Source organism: Pseudoalteromonas sp. ASV78 (assembly GCF_047806705.1).
Lineage (GTDB): Bacteria > Pseudomonadota > Gammaproteobacteria > Enterobacterales > Alteromonadaceae > Pseudoalteromonas > Pseudoalteromonas prydzensis_A.
Map to the genome: position 1 here is coordinate 3,264,215 of NZ_JBLOPA010000001.1, position 25,221 is coordinate 3,289,435.

Annotated in this window: 24 protein-coding genes; 19 read left to right on the forward strand and 5 right to left on the reverse strand. The window is 41.3% G+C overall.

The genetic code is table 11. The features are described from left to right. Nucleotides 1–11: 11 nt before the first annotated feature. Nucleotides 12–887, forward strand: a complete 876-nt coding sequence (locus ACMVDV_RS14800) for a cytochrome c oxidase subunit 3 (protein WP_416158638.1) — start codon at nucleotides 12–14, stop codon at nucleotides 885–887. Here ACMVDV_RS14800 and ACMVDV_RS14805 read toward each other — a convergent pair. Continuing rightward, the gene (locus ACMVDV_RS14805) at nucleotides 787–1,149 is read right to left on the reverse strand and encodes a DUF2909 family protein (RefSeq protein WP_349768655.1); all 363 of its coding nucleotides are present in this window, start codon (nucleotides 1,147–1,149) and stop codon (nucleotides 787–789) included. The two genes, ACMVDV_RS14800 and ACMVDV_RS14805, sit on opposite strands and share 101 nt — an antisense overlap. Between ACMVDV_RS14805 and ACMVDV_RS14810 the strand changes: the two genes are divergently transcribed. The 13 genes from ACMVDV_RS14810 (at nucleotide 1,103) to ACMVDV_RS14870 (ending at nucleotide 13,595) form a co-directional block, all read left to right on the forward strand. Beyond that, entirely contained in the window at nucleotides 1,103–1,843 is a 741-nt protein-coding gene (locus tag ACMVDV_RS14810) for an SURF1 family protein (RefSeq protein ID WP_416158639.1), read from the forward strand. The genes ACMVDV_RS14805 and ACMVDV_RS14810 overlap by 47 nt on opposite strands. 1 nt (nucleotide 1,844) lies before the next feature. After that, nucleotides 1,845–2,339, forward strand: coding sequence for a transmembrane cytochrome oxidase associated protein (locus ACMVDV_RS14815; protein WP_416158640.1), 495 nt, complete (start codon nucleotides 1,845–1,847; stop codon nucleotides 2,337–2,339). Nucleotides 2,340–2,356: 17 nt separating this feature from the next. Further along, nucleotides 2,357–3,346 (forward strand): COX15/CtaA family protein, encoded by a 990-nt coding sequence (locus ACMVDV_RS14820; protein ID WP_416158641.1) that lies wholly within the window; start codon nucleotides 2,357–2,359, stop codon nucleotides 3,344–3,346. Between the two features lie 8 nt (nucleotides 3,347–3,354). After that, a complete protein-coding gene (gene cyoE / locus ACMVDV_RS14825) occupies nucleotides 3,355–4,263 on the forward strand; it encodes a heme o synthase (RefSeq protein WP_304183034.1) in 909 nt (302 codons plus the stop codon). Further along, nucleotides 4,260–4,880 (forward strand): SCO family protein, encoded by a 621-nt coding sequence (locus ACMVDV_RS14830; protein WP_304183036.1) that lies wholly within the window; start codon nucleotides 4,260–4,262, stop codon nucleotides 4,878–4,880. The genes cyoE and ACMVDV_RS14830 overlap by 4 nt, the downstream gene beginning before the upstream one ends. Before the next feature lie 168 nt (nucleotides 4,881–5,048). Then, nucleotides 5,049–5,321 (forward strand): STAS domain-containing protein, encoded by a 273-nt coding sequence (locus ACMVDV_RS14835; RefSeq protein ID WP_304183122.1) that lies wholly within the window; start codon nucleotides 5,049–5,051, stop codon nucleotides 5,319–5,321. Nucleotides 5,322–5,330: 9 nt separating this feature from the next. Next, the gene (locus ACMVDV_RS14840) at nucleotides 5,331–5,693 is read left to right on the forward strand and encodes a response regulator (protein ID WP_304183037.1); all 363 of its coding nucleotides are present in this window, start codon (nucleotides 5,331–5,333) and stop codon (nucleotides 5,691–5,693) included. 15 nt (nucleotides 5,694–5,708) lie between these two features. Next, nucleotides 5,709–7,790 (forward strand): chemotaxis protein CheA, encoded by a 2,082-nt coding sequence (locus ACMVDV_RS14845; RefSeq protein WP_304183040.1) that lies wholly within the window; start codon nucleotides 5,709–5,711, stop codon nucleotides 7,788–7,790. Continuing rightward, nucleotides 7,787–8,272: a chemotaxis protein CheW gene (locus ACMVDV_RS14850; RefSeq protein WP_304183042.1), complete on the forward strand. Its 486-nt coding sequence runs from the start codon at nucleotides 7,787–7,789 to the stop codon at nucleotides 8,270–8,272. Before ACMVDV_RS14845 ends, ACMVDV_RS14850 begins: the two co-directional genes overlap by 4 nt. A gap of 47 nt (nucleotides 8,273–8,319) precedes the next feature. Beyond that, nucleotides 8,320–11,007 (forward strand): methyl-accepting chemotaxis protein, encoded by a 2,688-nt coding sequence (locus tag ACMVDV_RS14855; RefSeq protein WP_416158642.1) that lies wholly within the window; start codon nucleotides 8,320–8,322, stop codon nucleotides 11,005–11,007. A 113-nt stretch (nucleotides 11,008–11,120) separates the two neighbouring features. Further along, the gene (locus ACMVDV_RS14860; protein WP_416158643.1) at nucleotides 11,121–11,945 is read left to right on the forward strand and encodes a CheR family methyltransferase; all 825 of its coding nucleotides are present in this window, start codon (nucleotides 11,121–11,123) and stop codon (nucleotides 11,943–11,945) included. Next, the gene (cheD, locus tag ACMVDV_RS14865; protein ID WP_304183047.1) at nucleotides 11,935–12,552 is read left to right on the forward strand and encodes a chemoreceptor glutamine deamidase CheD; all 618 of its coding nucleotides are present in this window, start codon (nucleotides 11,935–11,937) and stop codon (nucleotides 12,550–12,552) included. The genes ACMVDV_RS14860 and cheD overlap by 11 nt, the downstream gene beginning before the upstream one ends. Before the next feature lie 11 nt (nucleotides 12,553–12,563). Then, nucleotides 12,564–13,595, forward strand: a complete 1,032-nt coding sequence (locus ACMVDV_RS14870) for a protein-glutamate methylesterase/protein-glutamine glutaminase (RefSeq protein ID WP_416158644.1) — start codon at nucleotides 12,564–12,566, stop codon at nucleotides 13,593–13,595. Here the strand turns inward: ACMVDV_RS14870 and ACMVDV_RS14875 are convergent. Further along, nucleotides 13,592–14,623: a polysaccharide deacetylase family protein gene (locus tag ACMVDV_RS14875; protein WP_416158645.1), complete on the reverse strand. Its 1,032-nt coding sequence runs from the start codon at nucleotides 14,621–14,623 to the stop codon at nucleotides 13,592–13,594. The two genes, ACMVDV_RS14870 and ACMVDV_RS14875, sit on opposite strands and share 4 nt — an antisense overlap. Here ACMVDV_RS14875 and dinF point away from each other — a divergent pair. From dinF to ACMVDV_RS14890, 3 genes are all read left to right on the forward strand, one after another. Beyond that, on the forward strand, nucleotides 14,600–15,934 hold the full coding sequence (dinF, locus tag ACMVDV_RS14880) for an MATE family efflux transporter DinF (protein WP_416158646.1): 1,335 nt from the start codon (nucleotides 14,600–14,602) through the stop codon (nucleotides 15,932–15,934). The two genes, ACMVDV_RS14875 and dinF, sit on opposite strands and share 24 nt — an antisense overlap. 114 nt (nucleotides 15,935–16,048) lie before the next feature. After that, entirely contained in the window at nucleotides 16,049–16,663 is a 615-nt protein-coding gene (locus ACMVDV_RS14885) for a trimeric intracellular cation channel family protein (protein WP_304183054.1), read from the forward strand. 33 nt (nucleotides 16,664–16,696) lie between these two features. Next, the gene (locus ACMVDV_RS14890; RefSeq protein ID WP_304183056.1) at nucleotides 16,697–18,211 is read left to right on the forward strand and encodes a YifB family Mg chelatase-like AAA ATPase; all 1,515 of its coding nucleotides are present in this window, start codon (nucleotides 16,697–16,699) and stop codon (nucleotides 18,209–18,211) included. Here the strand turns inward: ACMVDV_RS14890 and ACMVDV_RS14895 are convergent. Then, complete coding sequence (locus ACMVDV_RS14895; protein ID WP_416158647.1) at nucleotides 18,208–18,912, reverse strand: response regulator transcription factor; 705 nt, start codon at nucleotides 18,910–18,912, stop codon at nucleotides 18,208–18,210. The two genes, ACMVDV_RS14890 and ACMVDV_RS14895, sit on opposite strands and share 4 nt — an antisense overlap. Before the next feature lie 154 nt (nucleotides 18,913–19,066). Further along, nucleotides 19,067–21,562 carry an alpha/beta hydrolase family protein gene (locus tag ACMVDV_RS14900; RefSeq protein ID WP_416158648.1) on the reverse strand — a complete coding sequence of 832 codons (2,496 nt, stop codon included), beginning with the start codon at nucleotides 21,560–21,562 and terminating at the stop codon, nucleotides 19,067–19,069. Between the two features lie 168 nt (nucleotides 21,563–21,730). Between ACMVDV_RS14900 and ACMVDV_RS14905 the strand changes: the two genes are divergently transcribed. Next, entirely contained in the window at nucleotides 21,731–22,819 is a 1,089-nt protein-coding gene (locus ACMVDV_RS14905; protein WP_304183062.1) for a CNNM domain-containing protein, read from the forward strand. On the opposite strand, the gene ACMVDV_RS14910 is transcribed toward ACMVDV_RS14905, so the two are convergent. Further along, nucleotides 22,816–24,036 (reverse strand): EAL domain-containing protein, encoded by a 1,221-nt coding sequence (locus ACMVDV_RS14910; protein ID WP_416158649.1) that lies wholly within the window; start codon nucleotides 24,034–24,036, stop codon nucleotides 22,816–22,818. The genes ACMVDV_RS14905 and ACMVDV_RS14910 overlap by 4 nt on opposite strands. 144 nt (nucleotides 24,037–24,180) lie before the next feature. On the opposite strand from ACMVDV_RS14910, the gene ACMVDV_RS14915 reads away from it, so the two are divergent. Further along, nucleotides 24,181–25,197 (forward strand): metalloprotease, encoded by a 1,017-nt coding sequence (locus tag ACMVDV_RS14915; RefSeq protein ID WP_416159100.1) that lies wholly within the window; start codon nucleotides 24,181–24,183, stop codon nucleotides 25,195–25,197. Nucleotides 25,198–25,221: the final 24 nt, after the last annotated feature.

Sequence of the window (25,221 nt, forward strand, 5' to 3'; positions counted from 1 at the left end):
GAGCAAGTGAGATGAATCAAAATTACGAAAAATACTATGTGCCATCACAAAGCCCATGGCCTATTGTGGGAGCTGTGGCGCTGTTTTTAATTGCTGTAGGTGCCGCATTGACGGTTATGCAGGTAGGCTCCGAGGGGGGCAGTGGTCATTACATACTTTACGGCGGAATAGCAATTTTGCTCTACATGCTATTTAGCTGGTTTAAGAATGTGATTGAAGAATCACATCAAGGTTTGTACTCAGCACAAATGGATCGCTCGTTTCGCCAAGGAATGAGTTGGTTTATTTTCTCTGAGGTGATGTTTTTTATGGCCTTTTTTGGCGCGTTGTTTTATGCGCGAATGATCTCAGTGCCTTGGTTAGGTGGTGCGGGCAACAACGCGATGACCAACGAAGTTTTATGGCCAACCTTTGAAGCTATGTGGCCGTTAGTGACAACCCCTGCTGGGGGCACGACACAAGCAATGGGGTGGCAGGGTTTACCATTAATAAACACATTAATCCTACTAACTTCATCGGTGACGTTGCACTTTGCGCATGTGGCAATGGAAAACAATAAACGTGGCCCACTAAAAGTCTTTTTAGGCTTCACTATTTTACTTGGCGTTGTATTTTTAGGGTTACAAGTTGAAGAGTATATTCACGCCTATCAAGACTTAGGGCTTACTTTAGATGCCGGTGTGTATGGCAATACGTTCTTCTTATTAACCGGTTTTCATGGCATGCACGTGACTCTCGGTACCATTATTTTACTGGTGGTATTTTTTAGAATTTTAAAAGGTCATTTTAGCCCTGATAAACACTTTGCATTTCAAGCGGCTGCTTGGTATTGGCACTTTGTGGATGTGGTTTGGTTGTGTTTATTTGTGTTTGTATATGTGTTGTAGGGTTAGCATTTGGATAAATGTATCCTAACTTCAACGCTGCAATAACAACAACGAGCACTACGACAGAAAACAACACGCGGCGGCCTAAATAATGTGACATTGGCCGCCCATTATCTCGGCCTGAAACCATAATAAACAATGCTCTAAATAAGTTAAAAAGTATAAACAATAACAACAGTACAATAATAATTTTAATAATCACTGGGTTCACCTTTATGCAGTTAATTTTATGGCGTAAACAAAAGCTTAGCTCAATTTTCATCGTTTGCGTGGTGATTGTTGTGGTATTGGTGTGTTTACGTTTAGGTTATTGGCAAATGCAACGAGCAGCAGCTAAAACACAGCAACTTGCTCATATCGCCAGTGTTCAAGCGCAAGGTGTAATGGATTGGCCGCAAGTGCAGGCACTGCCTAGTGACTGGAACAAAACCGGAGTTCAGGCAACTTTAACCGGCACGATAGATAATGATTACTATTGGTTATTAGATAATCAAGTTTATCAAGGGCAGGTTGGCTATGATGTGTTAACGCTGTTTAAACCCGCAACCAGCAAAAAACCGCTATTAATTAATCTTGGTTGGATTAAAGCTCCGCTTTCACGCGAGCAGTTACCGGCTATCGAGTTACCGAATCAACCCATCACAATCAATGTGCAACTGAAGCAGGGTAAGCTCAGTGGTTTCACCTTAGATAACGCCTCAATAAACAAGCTCGAAAATGACAGTTGGCCAAAGCGAGTACAAACCATAGATTTGCAGTTATTCACCCAACAAGCAGAGCAAACGATGGCTGATTTTATCGGCTATCGTCAAGGTGCTGGTGATGAGCTAGGTATACCGCATTATCAAGCTGTGGTGATGAGTCCACAAAAGCATTATGGCTATGCCGTGCAATGGCTATTAATTGCTTTGGCGTGTGTTGTGGTGGCTATTTTTGCCAGTAAAAGAAGGAATTAAAATGAAAAATAAACCCATGGTAATTTTTATCGGATGCTGTTTAGTGCCTTTAGTACTGGCTTATTTAGCATTAAAGTTAGACTGGATACCCTCTGCATCGACCAATAACGGTGAGTTTTTAACAACAGAAGTAAAAATTAAAGATTGGCAAAGTACAGAACATAAACAATGGACTATTGCCTTAAACCATCCTGAGCAATGCCGGCAGCCATGTGCTGAGCAGTTGCAAGCGCTTGATAATTTATATGTGGCGCTTGGTAAAAACCAAGGCAAGGTTGATATGGTTATTTTAGGTGCCGCACAGCAAACAGCGACCCCTTGGCCGCAACTAGCCAGTATTGATGAGCTGACGCCTGCTAGCCTCTATTTAATCGATCATATGGGCTTAGTGGTGTTGCAATACCCGTATCATGATGAGCCGCAACAAAATCGATTAACGCAAAAAGGTCTGCTCCAAGATTTAAAAAAATTACTTAACTATTCGCGTTCTAGCTGAGCAAAGGAGTGTTAACTATGTATAAAAATTATAAGCACTTAGTGTTAGCCACTTTTCTGTTATCAATTTTGGTTGTTGGCTTAGGCGCCTATACGCGCTTAAGTGATGCTGGCTTGGGGTGTCCTGATTGGCCAGGTTGTTATGGCTTTTTAACCGTACCAAAACATGCGGCTGATTTAGCTCATGTAGAGCAAAGCTACCCAGATATGATGTTTGAAACCGCCAAAGCGTGGAAGGAAATGATCCATCGCTACTTTGCTGGAGCACTCGGCTTACTTATTTTGGCGTTATTTATTTTGGCTTTTATAAAGCGTCAGCATCCAATAATGCCGGTTAAATTACCATTTTTGTTACTTGCCTTAGTTATTTTTCAAGCTGCGCTTGGGATGTGGACGGTCACTATGAATTTGCAGCCATTAATCGTGATGGGCCACTTATTAGGTGGATTTAGTATTTTATCATTGATTACATTGCTGTATCTGCGGCTAACGGCGAAACCAATTTATGGCGGTGATACGCCTGCACGGCGTTACTTTAAACTTAGTTTAGTGGCTTTAGCGGTGTTAATAATGCAAATCGCACTCGGTGGCTGGCTTGCTGCTAACTATGCCGCGCCGCACTGTAATGGCTTACCATTGTGTAGTTATGGGCAACCGTTTTCACTGAGCAGTGTGTTTCAATTGCCGTTAGAGCACAGCACCTATGAATACGGTGTGTTATCGCAGCAAGCCAGAATGTCGATTCATTTACTACATCGGATCTGGGCGTTAGTTACTTGTGTGGTGTTAGCGCTGATCATGTGGCGTATTTATAGCCGCGCAATTTCAAGAAAAATTAAGCAGTGCTGCGTTGCAGTATTGGTCGCACTACTGTGCCAAATTTGTTTAGGCTTGGCGGTTGTGCATTGGCATTTTCCGCTAGGCGTAGCACTGGCACATAATTTAATGGCTGCCATACTCTTATTAACGGTAGTTCGTTTATGTTTTTACTTGAAAGCACGTACTTAGGGGCAGTTATGACACAATTAATAGCAATAACAAAGTTAGCACCTAGCCAAATTAGCGGCTTAATAAATGATTATTTAGCGATCAGTAAATTTAAAGTAGTCGCCATGCTGGTGTTAACTGCATGGGTTGGCTTAGCACTTGCGCCCGATGTTGGCCGCGGTATTGGCGTGCAATTTATTAGTTTATTGGGGATTGGTTTATTATCTGCGGCGGCGGCCGTGATCAATCATGTGGTCGACAGCGAAATAGATAGTAAAATGGCACGAACTCGCCATCGCCCAGTGGCTAAAGGTCGGTTATCAAAATTGCATGCATTAAGTTTTGCCGCAGTCATTGGAGTGAGTGGGTTTCTAATGCTGATGATCTGGGCTAATACTTTAACAGCCATATTAACCTTATTTGCCTTAGTTGGTTATGCATTTATTTATACTTCATTTTTAAAGCGTGCAACACCGCAAAATATTGTTATTGGTGGGCTTGCTGGTGCAATGCCGCCATTATTGGGCTGGGTGTCTGAAACTGGACAAATGGCGGCAGCGCCATGGTTACTGGTGATGATCATATTTACCTGGACTCCACCGCATTTTTGGGCGTTGGCAATTGCGCGTAAAAGCGATTATGAGCGTGCCAAAATACCTATGTTGCCTGTTACCCATGGCATCGATTTTTGTAAAACCTGCGTAGTTGCTTATTCAGTATTACTTACCTTAGTGTGCGTGCTGCCTTATTTAATTGGCATGTCGGGGATTATCTATTTGATAGCAGCTACCTTGCTCAATAGTATGTTTACGTATAAGGCAGTAAAACTCAAATTGGCAGGAAATGACGATACGGCAATGGATTTATTTCGTTTTTCGATTATTCATTTAATGTTACTCTTTGTCGCCTTATTTATCGATAAATGGTTTGTTATATGAATAACTTAGCAGTTAAGTGTCGACCTGTATGGTTGACCCTAGGTTTACTGTTACTAACGGCATGCAGTGATAGCGCGATACCTGAAGTTGAAGCTTTAGTATACGAACAAGCACGGCCGTTAAGCGACTTTACCTTGCAGGACCAAGACGGTCAGCAAGTGACGAAGCAAACATTACAAGGCCAATGGAATTTAGTGTTTTTAGGTTATACCAGCTGCCCTGATATCTGCCCACTGACATTAGCTAAACTCAAAGGTGTCTATAACGCATTGCACGCTGAGTACCCGCTGCAAATTTGGTTTTTAGCGGTTGATCCAAAACGCGATACAACAGCTAAACGCAAAGCCTACATTGATTATTTTAATCCTGATTTTTTAGCCGTTTCAGGGGAACATAAAGATTTATTTCCACTGGTGAGAGAATTGGGGTTAATTTACGCCATTAGCGACAGTGATGAGCAAGAATATGCCGTTGACCATAGTGCTTCAATTGCTATGGTTGACCCGCAAGGTGCAGTAAGAGCTATTTTTAAACCTGAGTTTAAACAAGGTAGTGTACCGTTAATTAATGCTAAATTATTAATAACCGAATTTAAGCAGATTGCGGATCATTTTTAATAAAACAAGTATATTTTAATTATTGTAAAGGAGCGTTGAGCTCCTTTTTACTGTTCATTTATTCCCCTATAAATAATTTCACTCTTTTTTTAACGCATTTATGGCATTTTTACTAACTCAGTCTAAGCTTTTGTTATGAATTGGTTAAACATGGAAAGTGCGAAAAATATGTTAAAACTTCCTGCTGAACTAGTAATCACTCAAGTTGAAAATTTACACCAAGATTTATTACAAGAATTACACCGCAATGATGATGTGTGCCTCGATATAAGTGAGGTTGCACGCGCAGATACCGCCTCAATTCAACTATTGTGTGCTTTGCAAAAGCACTTGCTGTGCTTACAACACAAAATTATTTGGGTTGGGCAAAGTAAGCCTTTAAGAAATGCCATTAATCGCTTAGGCCTAAGTGAATATCTAATACTTGAAAATGCGGAATAAGGGGTTTATATGAAAAGAATTTTAGCCGTGGATGATTCTACGTCGATGCGTCAAATGGTGAGTTTTACACTGAAAAAGGCGGGTTTTGAGGTCACTGAGGCAAAGGACGGCAGCGAAGCACTGAACATCGCAAAACAACAAGGTTTTGATGCGGTGATATCAGACGTCAACATGCCGGTAATGGATGGCATCACTTTGATCCGAGAGTTGCGCACCTTACCAAACTATAAATTTACGCCATTGCTAATGCTAACGACAGAATCGGGTATGGATAAAAAAGTAGAAGGGAAGGCTGCTGGTGCAACTGGCTGGATAGTTAAACCCTTTAATCCTGAACAGTTATTAGCGGTTTTAAAAAAAGTGATTCGCTAATCTAGGGGATGGGGTATGAGTATAGATTTAAGTCAATTTTTTGAAGTATTCTTTGAGGAAAGTTTTGAAGGCTTAGATGCCATGGAAGCTGAGTTATTAAACTTGGTGCCTGGCGAAGAAGATTTAGAAACAATCAATACCATTTTTCGTGCTGCGCATTCTATTAAAGGTGGCAGTGGTACATTTGGTTTTAACTCTGTGTCTGACTTTACTCATGTGCTCGAAACCCTATTAGATCAAATTCGTGAAGGGAAACGAGAGCTTAGCGCAGAGCATGTTAACCTATTACTTAAATCAGTTGATTGCTTGCGGGAGTTACTTCGTAGCTTACAAGCAGAGCAAGAACCTAATTTAGCAGAAGCTATCGATCTCAGAATTAAGTTTGAACAGATTTTAGGGGTAAACCAAGCCGATAACCATACAGCTGAAGTCGATGCTAATCCCGTTCAACTTGCCCTGAACACTTATCAGATTGATTTTAAGCCTCATCGGCATTTATTTAAAACTGGCAATGAGCCACTGTATATGATCAGTGAGCTTGCTGAGCTGGGAGATTTAGAGACTCAAGCTTTCAGTAATGAGATCCCTGAGATTGCAGATTTAAGTGTCGAAGATTGTTTTTTATCTTGGCGATTCTTTTTAAATACAGCAAAAACAGAGAGTGCTATTCGAGAAATATTTGAGTGGGTTGAAGATGACGCTGATATTACCATTGCGCTATGCGGTGGTTTATTTGCTGAAGATGATACGCAAATTACAGCACTTGATACGACTGAGATAAACCTTAACTCAACCCCTGCAGCTGTCAATGTTGCTGCAGTGAAGCCGATAAAAAAAAGCACCGCGATTAAGGCAAGCACCCCAGTTGCAGAATCAACTTCAATTAGAGTCGGCATAGATAAAGTTGACTCCTTGATCAACATGGTGGGCGAGCTGGTTATCACTCAAGCTATGTTAAGCCAAATTGGTCAACAAGAGATAACCGAAGCGACTATCGCCTCTTTGCAGGAAGGTTTAGCGCAATTGGCTCATAACACTCGCGATTTACAAGAAAATGTAATGCGCATCCGAATGCTACCAATCAGCTTTGTATTTAGCCGTTTTCCACGTTTGGTAAGAGATATTTCGCAAAAACTGAATAAACAAGTTGAGCTAAAACTGCTAGGAGAGCAGACCGAGCTTGATAAAACCGTGATGGAAAAAATATCAGATCCTATGGTGCACTTAGTACGAAACTCGCTGGATCATGGACTAGAAACGGTTGCACAGCGCCTTGCAGCGGGTAAAGACCCGGTTGGTAAGGTAACGCTTAATGCGTTTCATCAAGGTGGCAATATCGTTATAGAAATCATGGATGACGGCCAAGGTCTTAATACGGCAAAAATAAAACAAAAAGCGGTTGCTAATGGGCTAGTAAGCGAAGCTGATGAATTAGGTGATGATGAAATTAATGAGCTTATTTTTATGCCTGGTTTTTCAACCGTGGATGAAGTAAGTGATATATCCGGACGTGGTGTTGGTATGGATGTGGTGAGACGCAATATCCAATCACTCAATGGCTCTGTTGAAGTGTCGTCAGCCGCAGGTGTCGGATCTACCTTCACTATTCGCTTGCCACTTACCTTAGCTATATTAGATGGCCAGTTAGTTCGAGTCGCAAAGCACACCTATATTATTCCATTAATCTCTATTGTTGAATCATTACAAATTGATATCAGTAAAGTCAGTCGAGTGGGTAAAGACCTCGATGTACTTAGGCTACGCGATGAATATATTCCTATCTTGCGTTTATACAGTATTTTCAATCATCCAGGCGCGATAGAAACACTCGATAAAACCTTATTGGTGGTAGTGGAAAGTGATAATCAAAAAATTGGCTTATTAGTTGATGATTTATTGTCGCAACAACAAGTAGTGATCAAAAGTTTAGAAGCGAATTACCAAAAAGTAGATGGTGTTTCAGGCGCGACTATTTTAGGAGATGGGCGAGTTTCACTGATTGTCGATATTAGCGGCTTAATTAAATTATCAGGACTAAGAAAACCCGGTAGCCAAGAATTGATAATTGAATCGCAAGCCAACTTGGAGGCGTCATGATCTCTGCGCACAGCGAATTAGATAACAAAATAATGCTTGAACAGGCGCAAGGGGTTAAGCAATTTTTAACCTTTATTATGGCTGATGAAGAATACGGTGTTGATATTTTAACCGTTCAAGAAATTCGCAGTTGGGAAGAGATCACTGAAATCCCAAATGCTCCCGATTATCTCAAAGGGGTAATTAATCTACGTGGCACCATAGTGCCGATTTTAGATTTAAGATTGCGTTTCGGCTTAGCGATGATTGACTATGGACCGCTAACGGTAGTGATCGTGGTGAAAGTCATTTTTGAGCAAAATAGCAAGATTATGGGAATGGTAGTCGATGCCGTATCTGATGTTTACAGTATTGTAGAGCAAGATGCGAAGACGGTGCCTAACTTTAGCGGCTCGGAGAATACTGAATTTATCGCAGGGTTAGTGAATGTCGGTGAGAAGATGGTCGCGTTATTGGACCTGCAAAAAACAATGAATATTTAGCCAAATACTAAATATAGTAAATGGTGATCAACAAGAAGGTGATGGGCATGGGGTGGTTTAGTAATTCTAAAAAATCAAATAATGATTTAATCGTTACGGCATTAAATAAGTCACTTGCGGTGATTGAGTTTGAGCCTAGCGGCATAATTATTACGGCGAATAATAACTTTTTAGATGTAATGGGTTACCCCTTAGAAGAAATTCAGGGCCAGCACCATTGTATATTCGTATCTAAAAATGAAGCTCAGAGCACTGAATACAAAAGCTTTTGGCAAAGTTTGAAAGACGGAAAGTTTATTGCTGATGAGTTTAAGCGGATCAGTAAAAGTGGCAAAGAAGTGTGGATCCAAGCAACGTATAACCCCGTTCAGGATGAGCATGGACATGTTATAAAAGTTGTGAAATTTGTCAGTGATATTACCGCGCAAAAAATGCTCGCTGTTGAAGCTGCGGGGCAAATTGCTGCTATTAGTAAATCGCAAGCGGTGATTGAGTTTGATTTAGACGGCAGCGTGTTGACCGCGAATGACAACTTTTTGCAGACATTTGGTTACCAGTTAGAGGAAATAGTAGGGCGGCATCATCGTATATTTATTGCATCTGAAGTTGCTAAGAGTGAACAATACTTGCAGTTTTGGCAAAAATTAGGTCGTGGTGAATTTGACTCAGGTGAGTATTTACGTATCGCTAAAGATGGCAGTGAAGTATGGATCCAAGCATCTTATAATCCAATTTTTGATCTCAGTGGCAAACCTTACAAGGTGGTTAAATATGCGACAGACATCACAGTTCAAAAAGAATTAGAAAAAGAATCAAAACGTGATGCAGAGCTATCAAGTGCATTAACGATCTGCCAAGCGAGTGTGATGATGGCTGATAATGATTTGCAAATAGTGTTTGCCAACAATCAATTAAAGCAGATGCTTCAAACCAGAGAAGATGAACTGCAGAGCGTGCTCGGTGACTTTTCCGTCGATACCATGATCGGCTCAAGTATTACGACATTTTTTGAAAATGCCGCGCAACAGGCTCAGTTATATGCAAATTTGACCGACTCCATTGAATCAAAACTAGAAATTGCATCGTTAATTTTTAATCTTATTGCGACGCCTTGGTTTAATAAAAAAGGCAAACGATTAGGAACTATAATTGAGTGGCAAGATTTAACCGAAAGCATTAAAAAAGCCACGGCCGAAAAAGCTGCTGCAGAAGAGAATTTACGTGTACGCCGAGCACTTGATCGGGTTGCAACAAATACCATGATTACCAATACTAAAAACGATATTATTTATATGAACGAAGCGGTGCAAAATATGATGCACAACGCAGAGCAAGATTTACGCTGCGATTTACCTCATTTTGATAGTAGTCAGTTATTAGGGCAAAATATTGATGTATTTCATAAAAATCCAGCTCATCAACGTGATCTGCTAAGCAAGTTAACCGATACTTACAGTGCAGAGATAGTTGTTGGTGGGCGCACCTTTGGCTTAGTTGCTAACCCTATTTTTACCCCCGCAAATGAACGTATCGGCACTGTGGTGGAGTGGGAAGATAGAACGGCGGAAGTAGCAATAGAAAAAGAAATTGCTGACTTAGTCAGCTCGGCACGTAAAGGTAATCTAGAAGCGCGTGTTGCAGAGCAAGGTAAGGACGGTTTCTTTTTACGTTTAGCTAAAGGGCTAAATGGTTTAGTTGCTATTGTTGATGATGCTGTCACAGGTACTGGTAATATGCTCGATGCTATGGCAAATGGTGACTTATCAAAACGCATAGAACAAGAATATCAGGGGTCGTTTGAAAGGCTTAAGCGTGATGCTAACGCGACGGCCGATAAATTAACGGAAGTAATTAATGGTATTAATACCTCTGCAAACTTAGTGGCAAGCGGCGCAGAGGAAATATCTCAAGGCAACGCTGATCTAAGCCAGCGCACAGAAGAGCAGGCATCATCGCTTGAAGAAACAGCATCAAGCATGGAGGAAATGACCAGTACAGTGCGTCAAAATGCTGATAATGCAAAAGTGGTCAATGAACTGGCGGAAGAAACACGTGATAAAGCGCAGCAAGGGGGCGAAGTTGTTAATCGCGCGGTGATCAGTATGTCGGCAATTAATGAGTCGAGTAAGAGAATTGCCGATATTATTAGCGTGATTGACGAAATTGCCTTTCAAACCAATTTATTAGCCTTAAATGCAGCGGTTGAGGCGGCCAGAGCTGGTGAGCAAGGCCGAGGTTTTGCAGTTGTCGCTGGAGAAGTGCGTAATTTAGCGCAGCGTTCTGCAGGTGCTGCGAAAGAAATTAAAGAGTTGATCAGAGATAGCGTTGGCAAGGTTGAAGACGGTACTTTGTTAGTGAATGAGTCTGGTGCAACCCTGAAAGAAATTGTTATTGCCGTGCAAAAAGTAACGGAGATGATATCTGCTATTGCCGCAGCGTCAGAAGAGCAAAGTTCAGGTATTGAGCAGGTAAATAAAGCGATATCGCAAATGGATGAAATGACCCAGCAAAATGCGGCCTTAGTTGAGCAAGCATCAGCGGCAAGTGAATCAATGTCAGAGCAAGCAAATGATATGACCAGATTACTGAATTTTTTTACTTTAAGTCAGCAAACAACAGCAATGAACACTGCATCAGTCACTCCCATCGTGGCGCCACCACACAATCGTAACATCCGTAGTAAAACGCGAGGAAACAACTTTGCCGATTCAACAGATGAGTGGGAGGAGTTTTAAGGTGTCGTATCAATAGCGCAAGTAAAGGCTCTGCACAAACGCGAGAGCTTTTACTTTGCAATTGCTTTTAATGTTTAACCGCATCCCTGACGCGTCTATTACGAGTATTTGTAATGAAAGAGTTTTTATTAACCGATAGTGACTTTAAACAGATCGCAGCTATCGTTTATGACGCGTGTGGTATTGTTTTGGGTGAACATAAACGCGAAATGGTTTATTCACGCCTTGCTCGTCGGATCCGAGCCTTGGGGCTTGCAAATTTTAAGCAGTATTTAACTTATTTAGAGACACATAAAGAGCAAGAGTTTAGCGATTTTATTAACGCGATAACCACCAACTTGACTTCTTTCTTTCGTGAATCACATCATTTTGATTATTTGCAATCACATATTGTCCCTAAGCTGTTAGTCGCAAATAAAACGACCCGGCGAGTGCGGATATGGTCTGCTGGTTGCTCAACTGGAGAAGAACCTTATTCTTTAGCTATGAGCTTGCATGGCTTATTTCCAGCAGATTGGGATGTGAAAATTTTAGCCACTGATTTAGATTCAAACGTATTGGCTAAGGCGCAGTCGGGCACTTACACTGCGGCTAATGTAAACGGACTTGAAGCACAGCAATTACAACGCTGGTTTTTAAAAACTAAAGATCGCGAGCTGTTCAAAGTTAAACCTGAGTTACAGCAAAATATTCATTTCAAGCGTTTGAATTTATTGCAAGACTGGCCAATGAAAGGACCATTCGATGTGATCTTTTGCCGTAATGTGGTGATTTATTTTGATAAAGAAACGAAAGATCAGTTGTTTACTCGTTACTGCAATATTTTAGCTGAGCAAGGGTATTTATTGTTAGGCCACTCTGAAACTATTGGCAAGGAACACAGTGAGTTTAAAAATTTAGGCAGAACTATGTACCTTAAGGTGAGCTATGGAGCGTGATTTTAAGCCTGTGTTGCATGGCTTTGAGCATATTAAACGGTTTTGGGATGCTGGGCTGCAGCAAGTTGTAGCTAAAGTTTTGCCCGGTGAATTTTATGTATCAAAAAATGATGAAGTGATTTCCACTGTGCTTGGTTCGTGCATTGCAGCCTGTATTTATGATGACAAACTGGGGATTGGCGGCATGAATCATTTTATGCTTCCTATTGAAAAAGGTGCAGAGCCAACCAGCGCGCATAATTTAAATTGTCGTTATGGTAATTGGGCAATGGAATTCTTAATTAATGAGGTGCTTAAAAATGGTGCATCTAGGCAAAATTTAAAAATAAAACTGTTTGGCGGTGGCAAGATTATTCGCTCGATGAGCGATATAGGTCTTGGTAATATTCGCTTTGCTCATTCTTATGTGCAAGAAGAGGGGTTAAACTTGGTATCTCATGATGTAGGAGGCCCTTGGCCACGTAAGGTTAATTTTAATCCTCAATCAGGCAAAGCACAGGTTAAAAAATTGCGCGAGATGCATACAGATGTAATTGAAAAACGCGAAGTCCGTTATTTACATGATATTGAAAAACAAGATTCTAAAACCGATATTGAGTTATTTTAAGGGGTAAAGAAATGGTCAAGGTGTTAGTGATTGATGACTCGCCATTGATACAGCGAGTATTGACAGAAGTGCTGCACCAGGTTGATGATATCCAGGTGGTTGGATGTGCAGAAGACCCTTATCAAGCACGAGAAATGATTAAACAGCTTAATCCAGATGTGCTGACTTTAGATATTGAAATGCCAAAAATGGATGGCATTAGTTTTTTGAAAAACTTAATGCGCCTGCGGCCTATGCCGGTGGTGATGATCTCGACGTTGACACAAAAAGGTTCGCCTATTACCTTGGAAGCGTTGGAGCTAGGTGCTGTTGATTTTATTGCCAAGCCGATAGTTAATGTATCTGCGCAATTTAATCAGTACGCAAAAATTGTGCAGCAAAAGGTACGGACGGCGGCTTCTGCCCGGGTTAGAGCGTTTAAACTCAGTGAAGTTAAGCCAATAGAGACATTGAGTAATGCCCAGTTTGGTGTCAATAAAGTGCTGGCAATTGGCGCGTCAACGGGAGGCACTGAAGCAATCAAAGAAGTGCTGATACGGATGCCAGAAAATTGCCCGCCAATAGTGATCACTCAGCATATCCCGCCGGTGTTTAGCAGCTCGTTTGCGCAGCGCATGAACCGCACCTGCACCATCAATGTTAAAGAAGCACAACATGGCGATAAATTAGCCGCTGGCTGGGCGTATATTGCACCAGGGGATCAGCATTTGAGCGTGATACAGCAAGGCGGCAGTTTATATTGTCAACTTGATCAGCATGATCCGATCAACCGCCATCGTCCAGCGGTCGATGTATTATTTAATTCACTGGTTAAAATATGCCCTAAAAACACCATTGCCGCTTTATTAACAGGTATGGGCAGCGATGGCGCTAAAGGTTTACTGGCATTAAAACAACATGGAGCTTATACCGTAGCGCAAGATGAGTTATCGTCAGTGGTATGGGGAATGCCTAAAGCCGCAATTGAACTTGGCGCGGCAATAGAGGTTGTCTCTCTTGATAGGGTTGCTCAGCAGTTATTAAGTCAAGCCGTGAAACGTTAATCAATGATCACCCATGGTTGTGAAAACCAATAATAACTATCTTTGTGGCTGATTGATGGCGCTGTACAGTTAAAGCGCGAGCGGCCTAGAGCTAACGGTTTAGGTGAATTTATCATCACCGTATCCGCGGCTGACCAGTCTAGTTTTGCCTGACCAATGCCCGATACATAGCACGCTAGCTGACTTTTATGAAAGTCCCCCATATTAAATTTGATACTGATCTGAGGTGGATTTTCATTGGTAACACTATCTACATAATTGAGCGCTTGGATTGCAAAGGCGCGAGAGTTAAGTTTAGTAACTAACGTATCAAGCTTGCTGTAAAAGCCAGATGCCGGAAAGCGTGGTAAACGGCTAAAGTCAGAGTCTTTGTTAACGGCACCGGAATGTTGACCAATACCGATAAACCCCAATTCTTTTACTAAATCTTGTAATTGATTATTAAATTCACCATAGGGATACGCTAAGTATTTATAGTCATGACCAATTTCTTCTTTGATCCGTTGTTGTGATGACAAGATATCCTGCTTAATACGTGCTTGCCATTGTTGCTTGGTTTCATTGGCTAATTTACGGTGCAGATAATCATGTTGCGCACTGTGATTGCTGATCAGCGCCCCTTTTTTGGCAAGCTCTCTGAGTTTGTCCCAGCCCATTACATAGCTTTTACCTTCATCAATCAATTTTGGATTAACAAAAATAGTGTAAGGGTAATTAAACTTCTCTAATATCGGCGCTGCTTGTTGGTAGTTATTGGTGTAACCATCATCAAAGGTAATTGCCACTGTTTTATCTGGTAAACTTTGACCTTGTTGTAAACTTACAAGCAAATCATTTAATGCGATGACGTTAAAATCATGTTCTTTTAAATAGTTGAGGTGTTCAGTGAAGGTTTTTGCACTGACACTAGTGACTGCCGGTAGAGTTTCACTGACATGATGGTATTGTAAAATAACTGCGCTGTGAGCAGGTAAAGATAGCCAGAATAGGATTGATAGTACACTGTGAAAAAGTTTCTTAATCGTCATAAAGCACACCATAAAAGCTTGCTGTTGTTAGCCGGTCCAATGATATTATCAAATATAACCGTGCCACTGTTAGGATTAGTTGATACCGCTGTAATTGGCCACCTCGGCAGCGCTCATTTTCTTGCTGGAATTGCCTTAGGAGCCACCGTGATCTCGTTATTATTTTGGCTTGCGGGATTTTTACGTATGAGCACCACAGGATTAGTTGCGCAAGCTTATGGTAAAAAAGATTACCCCCAATTAGCCGGATTGTTAAAGCGTAGCTTAGTATTAGCGCTTATCGTTGCCTTTTCTTTAATTGCTTTATCACCCCTTATTAAAAATGTCATAGCGTACCTTTCTGGTTCTAGTAGCGAGGTGCTTGTACAAGCCTATAGTTATTTTGAAATTCGTATTTTTAGTGCACCAGCAGCATTATGTAACTTGGTATTATTAGCTTGGATGCTCGGAATTCATTACGGCAAAGGGCCCTTTTATTTATTATTAGTCACTAATATCACCAACATTGTTTTAGATATTTATTTTGTGGTGTTTTTAGATTGGCAAGTGGTTGGTGCCGCATGGGCTTCCGTTATTGCTGATTATACCGCGCTATTATTCGCGTTATTTTTGGTCTTTAGATTGGCGAAAAAAATGGCAGTGCCGCTATTTTTAGCTGGGTGGTTTAGCCGAGAGAAAATGTGGGCGTTATTAAGTCTTAACCGTGATATTTTTATTCGCTCCTTAATATTACAACTATGCTTTAGCTTTATGACCTTCTATGGTGCACGTATTGGCGAGATAACGCTTGCGGTTAATGCTGTATTGCTGAACTTTTTAATGCTAGTGAGCTTTGCGCTCGATGGTATTGCCTATGCGAGTGAAGCAAAAGTTGGCCAAGCAAAAGGCCAACATAGCGTGCGGCGTATAAACTTATGGGTAAAGATAAGCGTATTTTGGGGGATGTTATTTGCTTTTTGTTATAGCGTGTTTTTTGCATTGTTCGGTAAGAAAATCATTACCTTGTTAACAGATATTCCCGAAGTTATTAGCGCCGCCAATGAATACCTAGCGTGGTTGATTTTTATGCCGCTTGCGGCCATGAGTTGCTTTTTGTTTGATGGTATTTTTGTTGGCTTAACACGAGCGAAAGATATGCGTAATACCATGATATTTTCAGCCTTAGTCGGATTTTTTGGTGTGTTTTGGGTATTTAGTGCTTGGCAAAATCACGGTTTATGGTTAGCGATGAGCTGTTTTATGTTGCTAAGAGGGGTGACTTTAATCGCCCGTTATAGGCAGTTACAAACAACGCAGCAGTTACTGAATTAATATAAATATAAAAATCTACAGTTAACTAAAAACTTTGGATTTATTGTGCTAAAACGGCATCGTTAAGCACAGTTGATTTCAACTTCGATTTGCATCTTGGGATGGCTTGGATATATGACAGAACTTTACCATTGGTTTGATTTAATTGGCATCGCGGTATTTGCAATGTCGGGTACCTTAATTGCCTATGACAAAAAAATGGACGGTTTTGGTGTCGTGGTATTGGCAACTGTTACGGCGATAGGTGGTGGTACAATTCGCGATTTAATTTTGGATGTTCCGGTATTTTGGTTGCACGATCAAAGTTATTTTATCGCTATTTTTGCTTCTGTATTTATTACCACTCGTTTGATAAATAAACAAAAATCAATTCCGATATACCATTTGCATGTTGCTGATGCATTTGGTTTAGCGTTCTTTGCTGTGATGGGTGCGCAAAAAGCACTGCTTGCAGGTATGCCGGCAACAACCGCTATTATTATGGGCGTGATCACTGGTTGTTTTGGTGGCGTTACCCGCGATGTACTCGCTGGTAATATTCCAATGTTATTAAAAGGTGAGCTGTATGCCATTACCTGTATTGCAGGTGGTATCATTTATACCCAAGCTATTGCCTTTAACGTGGCAACGGAAGTGGCCATGGTTTTAGCAATGTTAACTACTTTATTATTGCGCCTTGCAGCAATGAAATGGCAACTAACACTACACGTTTTTAAATATCCTGACTAAACTGTAAAGAATATAACGTTACAGGGACAAAGGATGTCATTAGCTCGGATTTATTCGCGTGCCCAAGTAGGCATTCAAGCACCCGAAGTGATCGTTGAAGTACATTTAGGCAATGGTTTACCGGCATTTCATATTGTTGGCCTGCCTGAAGCGTCTGTGAAAGAAGCCAAAGATCGGGTCCGCAGTGCATTAGAAAACTCCAAATTTGGCTTTCCTGATCAACGTATTACCGTAAACTTAGCGCCTGCCGATTTGCCTAAAGATGGCGGGCGTTTTGATTTAGCTATTGCGATCGGCATCTTAGTAGCATCAGGGCAAATAGTCTGTGCTGATATTGAAAAGTATGAATTTTACGGCGAGCTGGCTCTTAATGGCGAAGTACGTGGCGTGAATGCGATACTTCCTTCCGTTTTGGCTGCTAAAGCACAAGGGCGTTGCTGCTTTTTACCGTTAGTGAATGACAGCTTAGCAAGTTTGGTGAATGGTGTTGAACGTAAGGCGATCTCCTCTATTCAAGAAGTATGGAGTGATCTACTAAATCAACAGCCTTTACCGCTTAATATTGTTTATCCCGAACAGCAACATGGCGGCGTTGAGTTTTTAATTGATTTGAGTGATGTTAAAGGCCAAGCTGGCGCTAAAAGAGTATTAGAAATAGCGGCCGCGGGTGGTCATAATTTACTGTTTCTGGGTCCTCCGGGCACTGGCAAATCGATGCTTGCACAGCGTATGCCGACCATAATGCCTGGCATGTCAGATGATGAGGCGCTTGCTACTGCGGCTTTGTACTCAATCATAGGGCAAACTGTTGATTTAACAAATTGGCGTAAGCGACCATTTCGTAATCCTCACCACACTTGCTCTGCTGTCGCGTTAGTTGGAGGGTCTTCAAATCCCAAACCTGGGGAAATTTCATTGGCGCACAATGGCGTATTATTCCTTGATGAATTACCTGAGTTTGAGCGCAAAGTGCTTGATTCATTGCGCGAACCAATGGAAACCGGCACAGTCACTATCTCAAGAGCGGCGCGGCAAATGGAGTTCCCTGCACAATTTCAACTTATAGCGGCACTCAATCCTAGCCCAACTGGTTGTCATAACGATAAGCGTGCTACTCCGGATCAAGTGATGCGTTATTTATCGCGGGTCTCTGGACCGTTTATCGACCGCATTGATTTACAAATAGAGCTGCCACGGTTAAACAGTACGCAGCTGCAAAGTACCGAAGCTGAAGAAACAAGTGCGCTAGTAAGGGCCAGGGTTGAAATGGCACATAATTTACAACTAAACCGGCAAGGCAAAGTGAATGCGCGACTTAATAATAAAGAAATGAGTGTCCACTGCGCACTGGCAACAGCCGAATTACAGTTTTTAGCCAAAGCCAGTGAGAAGCTGTCGTTGTCACCACGCTCTTATCATCGGGTGATTAAAGTTGCGCGGACGATAAGTGATTTAAAAGGGCAAACAAATATTACCCTGAGTGAGCTAAAAGAAGCGTTGAATTATCGCGCATTTGAGCGACTATTGGCTCAGTTGAGTCAATATTAGATGGATAGCATGTAACCTTTACCACGTACGGTAACAATGCGTTTTTGATCTTTTTCATCATTTAGTTTTTTGCGCAAACGACCAATCAGCACATCAACGGTGCGATCGTTCGGGCTCCAATCTGGCTGGCCTATTTCTTCTGATATCTTTTCACGGGAGGTCGCTTTACCAGCGTTACTGATCAAGCAAATCAGCACTTTATGCTCTGCTTCGGTCAAACGTGATTCAACCCCTGCGGCAGTAATTAGCGTGCGGTTATCCGGGTGCAATTTGAAGTCAGCGTATTCAATAAACTCTTCACTTTCATCGAGGTTATTATTGCTTTTTAAGCGCTTATAAAGTGCACGCATGCGCAGTTCAAGCTCTAACAAATCGACTGGCTTGCAAATGTAATCATCAGCGCCTTGAGCAAGGCCGGCAATACGATCGGCCTGAGAATCGCGACTTGAAAGCATGATCACACCGATATCGGTCAATGTATTGAGCTCTTTTGCTAAGTGAAGGCCATCACGTTTAGGTAATACTATGTCAACAACCGCTAATGAGATGGCATCATGATTGTTAGCACGAGCTTGCACTATGGCTAAGGCATCAGCGCCAGTGGCATCGTTTTCAATGCGAAATTCAGTCTCTGCAAAATGATTGATTATACGTTTAACTAATAGTTCGTCATCTTCAACCAATAAAACATGAATAGTCATAGTATCTCAATTACCTTTAATGATGCCGCTATGTTATCACTCATTCGCAAATGGTGAGAAGGGCGATTTTTAGTGTTTATGCACTATTTAGGCGATTGTTTGATAATTAACAACAGATAAACTTAGTCAGTCTATCTGTTGTTTGATGGAAAAACTACTTTTCAGGGTATAGGTACTGCCACCACTGCGGCTGTTCTTTTAAGTGCTTATCAAAATATGCCAACATCGTGTCCCACCAATTAAAACGTTGATCGCGGGCCAATATTTGATGATCAGCCCCTTTATATTCAATCAGATCAACATCTTTGCCAAGTAATTTCAGGGCGGTATACATACTATGACTTTCTCCCACCGGAACATTGGTATCAGCATCACCATGTAATAGCAGGAGCGGTGTGGTTACTTTGTCTGCGTGAAATACCGGACTATGTTGGCTGTACAGCGTGCTGTTATTCCAAGGATAGCTGTTTTTAGAGGCTTCGCCTGAATATAAATAGCCCCACCAACCTTGCCCCCAATATGAGGTGATATTAGAAATACCCGCATGCGCAATTGAGGCACTAAACATATCCGTTTTGGTGGCCAGTAGCATAGTCATAAAGCCGCCGTATGATGCGCCTAAATTACCTAAACGATTTTTATCAATAAATGGATACTGTTTTAGTAACGCTTGGGTGCCTTGCATAATATCGTCAGCAGTATATTGTCCCCATGCATTGACGTGTTTTGCCGAAAACTGCTGACCAAAACCAGTTGCGCCAGTCGGCTGCACCACATAGACCACATAGCCATGCTCTGCCCATAAATTGAACGGATAACGGCCAGTAAAACCACGGGTAACCGGTGAGGTGCCACCATAGTAATATACTAATGCAGGGTATTGTTTGCTCTTATCGAGATTGCTTGGCAAGTAAACACGGCCTTTAATTTCAATACCAGCAGTGTTAGTAAAGTTAAACTCATCTAAGCTAGCTATCTCAGTATTGGCATATTCTTGCGGTTGTGAATCCCACAATGTAGTTGCTTGGTTTTTGTTAATACTCAGCTGTTTTAATTGCTGCGCAGATGATGCATTCGAACCACTCACTAAAATAACAGGACTGCGATTGGTTGAATAACTAAATTGTTCGACCACATCAAATCCCGTGTTAAGTTTGCTAAAGCGTTGTTTACTTTTATCATACAGATACAAAGCGATGGTATCTTGCTCGGTCACTTTAACGAGGGCATCGCCATTGGGTAATACTTCAAGTTGGCCAATGGCGGGGTCAAATTCACGGCTTAATGGTGCTGCATTTGTACCATTGTCGGTTAATAAATAAAGCTGCCCGTCGTAGTTATTTGCCAACATATTCTCTGGCAAGTTTCTGCCTAAGCCTGCTTTAAAATCAGGGCCTGCCGTGACATAAATATCATCGCCGGTGTACTTTGCTTGATTAAATGTCGCAAACTGACCAATAACTGTGTTGCTCGCATTGGCAACATTCAGCTCAATTAATTCTGTAGTAGGGTGAGTCGCAGCTTGCATTGCTTCAGTACCACGACTTAGTAACACAGTACCGCGTTTGCTATTAAAATCTTCAACACTGTGGCTAAGCGGTCCTTGGCTTAATGCTTTGCTAAGGCCGGTGTTGATATCTAATAAATAAGCTTGAGAGGTCGTGCGAGCATATGACCAACGGTCTTGTAGACCTTGGTAATGCTTGGTAAGGCGGCTATCTGCTGTCGGTGATTTTGACCAGCTGAAGATTAAGCTGTTGTTATCGTAATAAGCAAAGTTGCTTGCGCCATCTAGATTGTTGGCAATCACTTTAAGGTTTAGTGTGTTACGGTTTAACTGGGTTAATTTTCCATCTAATAAATACACTAAATAATTATTATCAGGGCTCCAAGTAATGTTGCTTGGTTGGCCTGATTCAAAGCGGTAAATCGTTTGCTTATCGGCATTTTTTAGTTCAGTAATAACATTCGCTTGATTACCGGTGCTGTCTTGATAATGGCGTTTGGCAACTAAATAATGTTTGCCATCAGGGGCCATTGACAGTGCGCTGACCGTGGTGGCATCAAACAATTGCTTGGCCGATAAACCATGTTGTACTGCGCTGCTAAAGGTTAGCGAATCAATGTCAGTGCTAGGGCTGAAATCAATCTCAACATCGTGCCAGTTAGCAACTTGTTCCGCAATAATCACTATTTGGTGATCGCCTTGCGGTAATGCCAATTCATAATTTTCTTTTTTGGCTGTTTGTTGTTCACCATTGATAAACAGCTGTGCTTTTTCGATACCTTTGAGAGTGAGTGTACCTTGGCTAAAGCGCTCAGCATGCGCGGAAAACTTTAATGCTTGTAAGCCGCCAAGGGTTAAGGCATTTACTTTATCTAAGCTTTGCCACTTTAATTTTTCGCCAAATACCGTGATGCTTGTTGCGGGTTGTTGAATGCTAGGTAAAAGGGTGTTAATAATCGCATCTTGATGTTCAGTTTGATATGGCTTTAACTGCATATCAGCGGCAATAGGGCCAATAAATTTAATATCTGCTTTATTTAATGGTGCTGCCACTAAAGCGCTACTTAAGGTGCTTAAAGTTAACACCGCGAGTGTGGTTGTTAGGCGAGGGGCTTTACCGCGCCATAGTGAACTAAAATTCATTATTGAGCCTGATGTAGGGAATTTAATTTAATATAGCATGTGCTCGTGGTGCCAAAAAGTGCTCTGCGATGGATTTTTGTGGTGTTCAGTTCATTCCCAATAACGTAAGGTTTGAGCTTAAGGCTGACAGTTGTTAAGGTGTATTAATTAAATGGTTAAGGGGTGACAGTGACATTATTAATCGTTTACATGGTCGTAGCGATCACGATTTCTTTTTTATGCTCTATTATGGAAGCTGTGCTGTTGAGCATTACGCCAAGTTATGTGGCCGTCTTGCGTAAGAAAAAGCCTAAACTAGCAAAGCGGTTTGAGCAATTAAAAACCAATATTGATCAGCCGTTAGCGGCTATTTTAACGTTAAATACGGTTGCTCATACCGCCGGTGCTGCCGGTGTAGGCGCGCAAGCTGCGGTGGTGTTTTCAGATGCCGCGGTGGGAATTGCTTCGGCGATAATGACTTTATTAGTATTAGTGTTGTCGGAAATTATTCCAAAAACTCTGGGCGCAAAGCATTGGCGAACGCTTGCACCTATAGTGACCCAAGCATTAAGGTATTTAGTCATCGCACTAAAACCTTTTGTATGGCTTGCTGAAAAACTCACTGGTATATTGGGCCGTAATTACAACGAAGCTTATTACATTCGCCAAGAAATAGAAGCGATGGCCGATATGGGCTCACAGTCAGGGGCGCTGCATCAGGAAGAGTCTGAAATCATCCGCAGCTTATTGCATTTCCGCCATGCTAAGTTAGATTCTTTAGTTACGCCACGCACGGTATTATTTAAAGTCCATAAAGACTTAACCGTTGATCAATATTTAGCTGAACATGGTTCAGCGGCTTTCTCTCGGGTGTTGGTGTATGACAAAAATGGTGACGACATTATCGGTTTTGTGCATAAAAACGATATTATGTTGGCTTTTCATCGATTGGGTAAAGACTATAAAATTAGCAAGTTGATTAAACCTATTTATACTGTACCAGAGACCTTGTACGTACCCACGCTATTACATACCTTGTTAGCTGAGCGCACGCATATATGTTTAGTGATAGATGAGTATGGCGATGTACAGGGCATTGTAACGCTTGAAGATATGATCGAAGCGTTAATGGGCTTTGAAATTGTTGATGAGCGTGATCAATCAGCTAATATGCAAGCAGTTGCGAAGCAGCGCTGGCGTCAGCGCTTAGCAAATAGTAATACATTACTAAGTGATGAGTTGAATGCTGAAAAAACCTCCCCAAAAAGTAAGCATTAACGTCGGCTATGGCTATTTAATGACACCATATGTAGCCATGATTGCGCCCAGCGAATAAATTCTGTTTTGCCCTTCGGGCGACTGATCAAAAACCCCTGCATTAATATATGCTCTTTAAAGCGATCTAAATATTCCAGTTCTTCAACACGCTCAATACCTTCAGCCACAATCGCTAGGTCATCTTGAATAGCAATATGCACTAAGCTACTAACAATAACCTGAGAAAATAAGTCACTTTCAATATTGCTGATCAGGGTACTGTCTATCTTCACCTCAGTAAAAGGCAAGGTTTTTAGTTGCTGTATATTGGTAAAGCCGGTGCCAAAATCATCAAGAGAAATACCAAAACCGCGCATTCTTAAACGGTTTAAGGTTTCTAATTGAGCCGAACTGGATAACGCATGTTGTTCGGTGATCTCTAATATAATTTCACTCGGGGTAAGCTGATTGAGTTGTAAAATTAATGCCAGTTTATCTGGGCAACTTAAATCTTCAAGCTGACATGGCGATAAATTAAAAGCGAGCTTAAGCTCATATCCCAAGCGGGCTTTTATTTCTGAAAAATCCCCAGTGGCTTTCTCAAACAATTGAAAGGTGACCAAGTTAATCAAATCTAAATCTTCGGCAACACTAATAAATCGCTCTGGTAAAATAATAACGCCGTGCTTGGCAGTCACAATCCGGGCTAAAACTTCAATACTGGCCACTTTATTGTTAATACGGTTCACTTTTGGTTGGTAATATGGCGTTATCTCGTTATGACTGATTGCATGCAGCAGCTGTGATTCAGAAATCGGTTCGCTGGTTTTTTCGGTGTGACATGCTAAATACTCTAATTTCTTCAGTAGCGTATAAACTTGGTTAAGTTGCACTGGCTTGGCAATATTGCCAATTAAATGTACGTTGTTTTTTCTTGCTAAATCAGCGGCCAAATCAATTATTTTCGAGTTCATTTCTGAAATAATAACAATGGCGCCGGGATATTGGATTGTCCCAAGGTGGCGAATTAGCTCCATACCATCCATATTGGGCATATTAAGATCAGTGAAAACTGCATCAAAAAAATGTGGATTTGCTTTTACTTTATTGAGCGCTTCTGCGGCGTTTAAACAGATTGTGACATTGGCTACATCAAGCTCATTTAAGATAGCTTGCATCACGACTAAAATCGCTTTTGAATCATCAACGACCAGAATATTGCGTGCTGATTTTGTCATTTTCATTCCCTGAAATAAAACTTACTGATAGTTTAAAGTAGTAGATAATCGGCAAAGTGTCAGCTTTATCAATGGAAATATATTCCATAACCTCGTTAAAAAAATTGGTATACTGATGGCATAATTTTTAAGGTTTAACGTGACATCATGCAAATACAGCTGACCCTCGCTGATCAACAATTTAGTTTAATACTTGCTGGGCAACAAATTGTAAAAATTTTTCAGCAACAACAAGCGATTGGGTTTGATAACCCGCGCGAAAACTATTTTGAATTTAAGCTAGACGATCAAGTGATTGGCTTAGACACCAGTGCCGTAGTTGAACAGAGTTTATCACTGCATATTAATAATGAATTTGTGCAACAACTCACCTTACCGCCAATTGAAAAAACCAAACCAAAGCAAGGGTTACTCGGATTATTTGCTTTAGGTTTTAAGATTTTTAAAAGTGCCAAAGTCGTTAAAGTGGCGTTAGCTGGCGCCTCAGTGGCAGGCTATGCGTGGTTATTTACCTTTGAGTTTGCTTTAATGCTAATTGCTTGTTTAGTGGTACACGAATATGGTCATGTGCGTGCTATGCAATATTTTGGCATTAAAACCAAAGGGTTTTACTTAATTCCGTTTGTTGGTGGCTTGGCTGTGTCTGATGATAAAATCACCACCCGTTGGCAAGACGTAGTGATCTCGTTAATGGGGCCCGCGTTTGGTTTAATCACCTCTGTTTTAGGTGTTGTGCTTTATTACGCCACAGAAATGGAAATTTTTGCTGGGGTCGCGGTACTCAGTGCTTTACTTAACTTATTTAATTTATTGCCTATTTTACCGCTAGATGGCGGCCATGTTTTAAAAAGTATTAGCTTTTCAATGCGTTCATGGCTTGGTTTAAGTGTTTGTTTACTTGGTGTATTGTTTGGACTGTGGCTAAGTTACACCTTCGGCTTAATGTTATTAGTATTCTTCTTATTTATTGGTGCGCTGGAAATCGGCTTTGAATGGCGTGGCCGCCATTATTCACATTTACTGCCATTAGATAAATACGGGCAAGGTTTTTCAGCGGTAATGTATGCACTCGTTGTTGCAGGGCACGTCGCGGTGATGATGCATTTTGCCGATTCAGAAAATCCGATTTTAAGCCTGCCGATGAAAATCCTATCGAGTTAATGAGCTCATTAATACATATCAGGC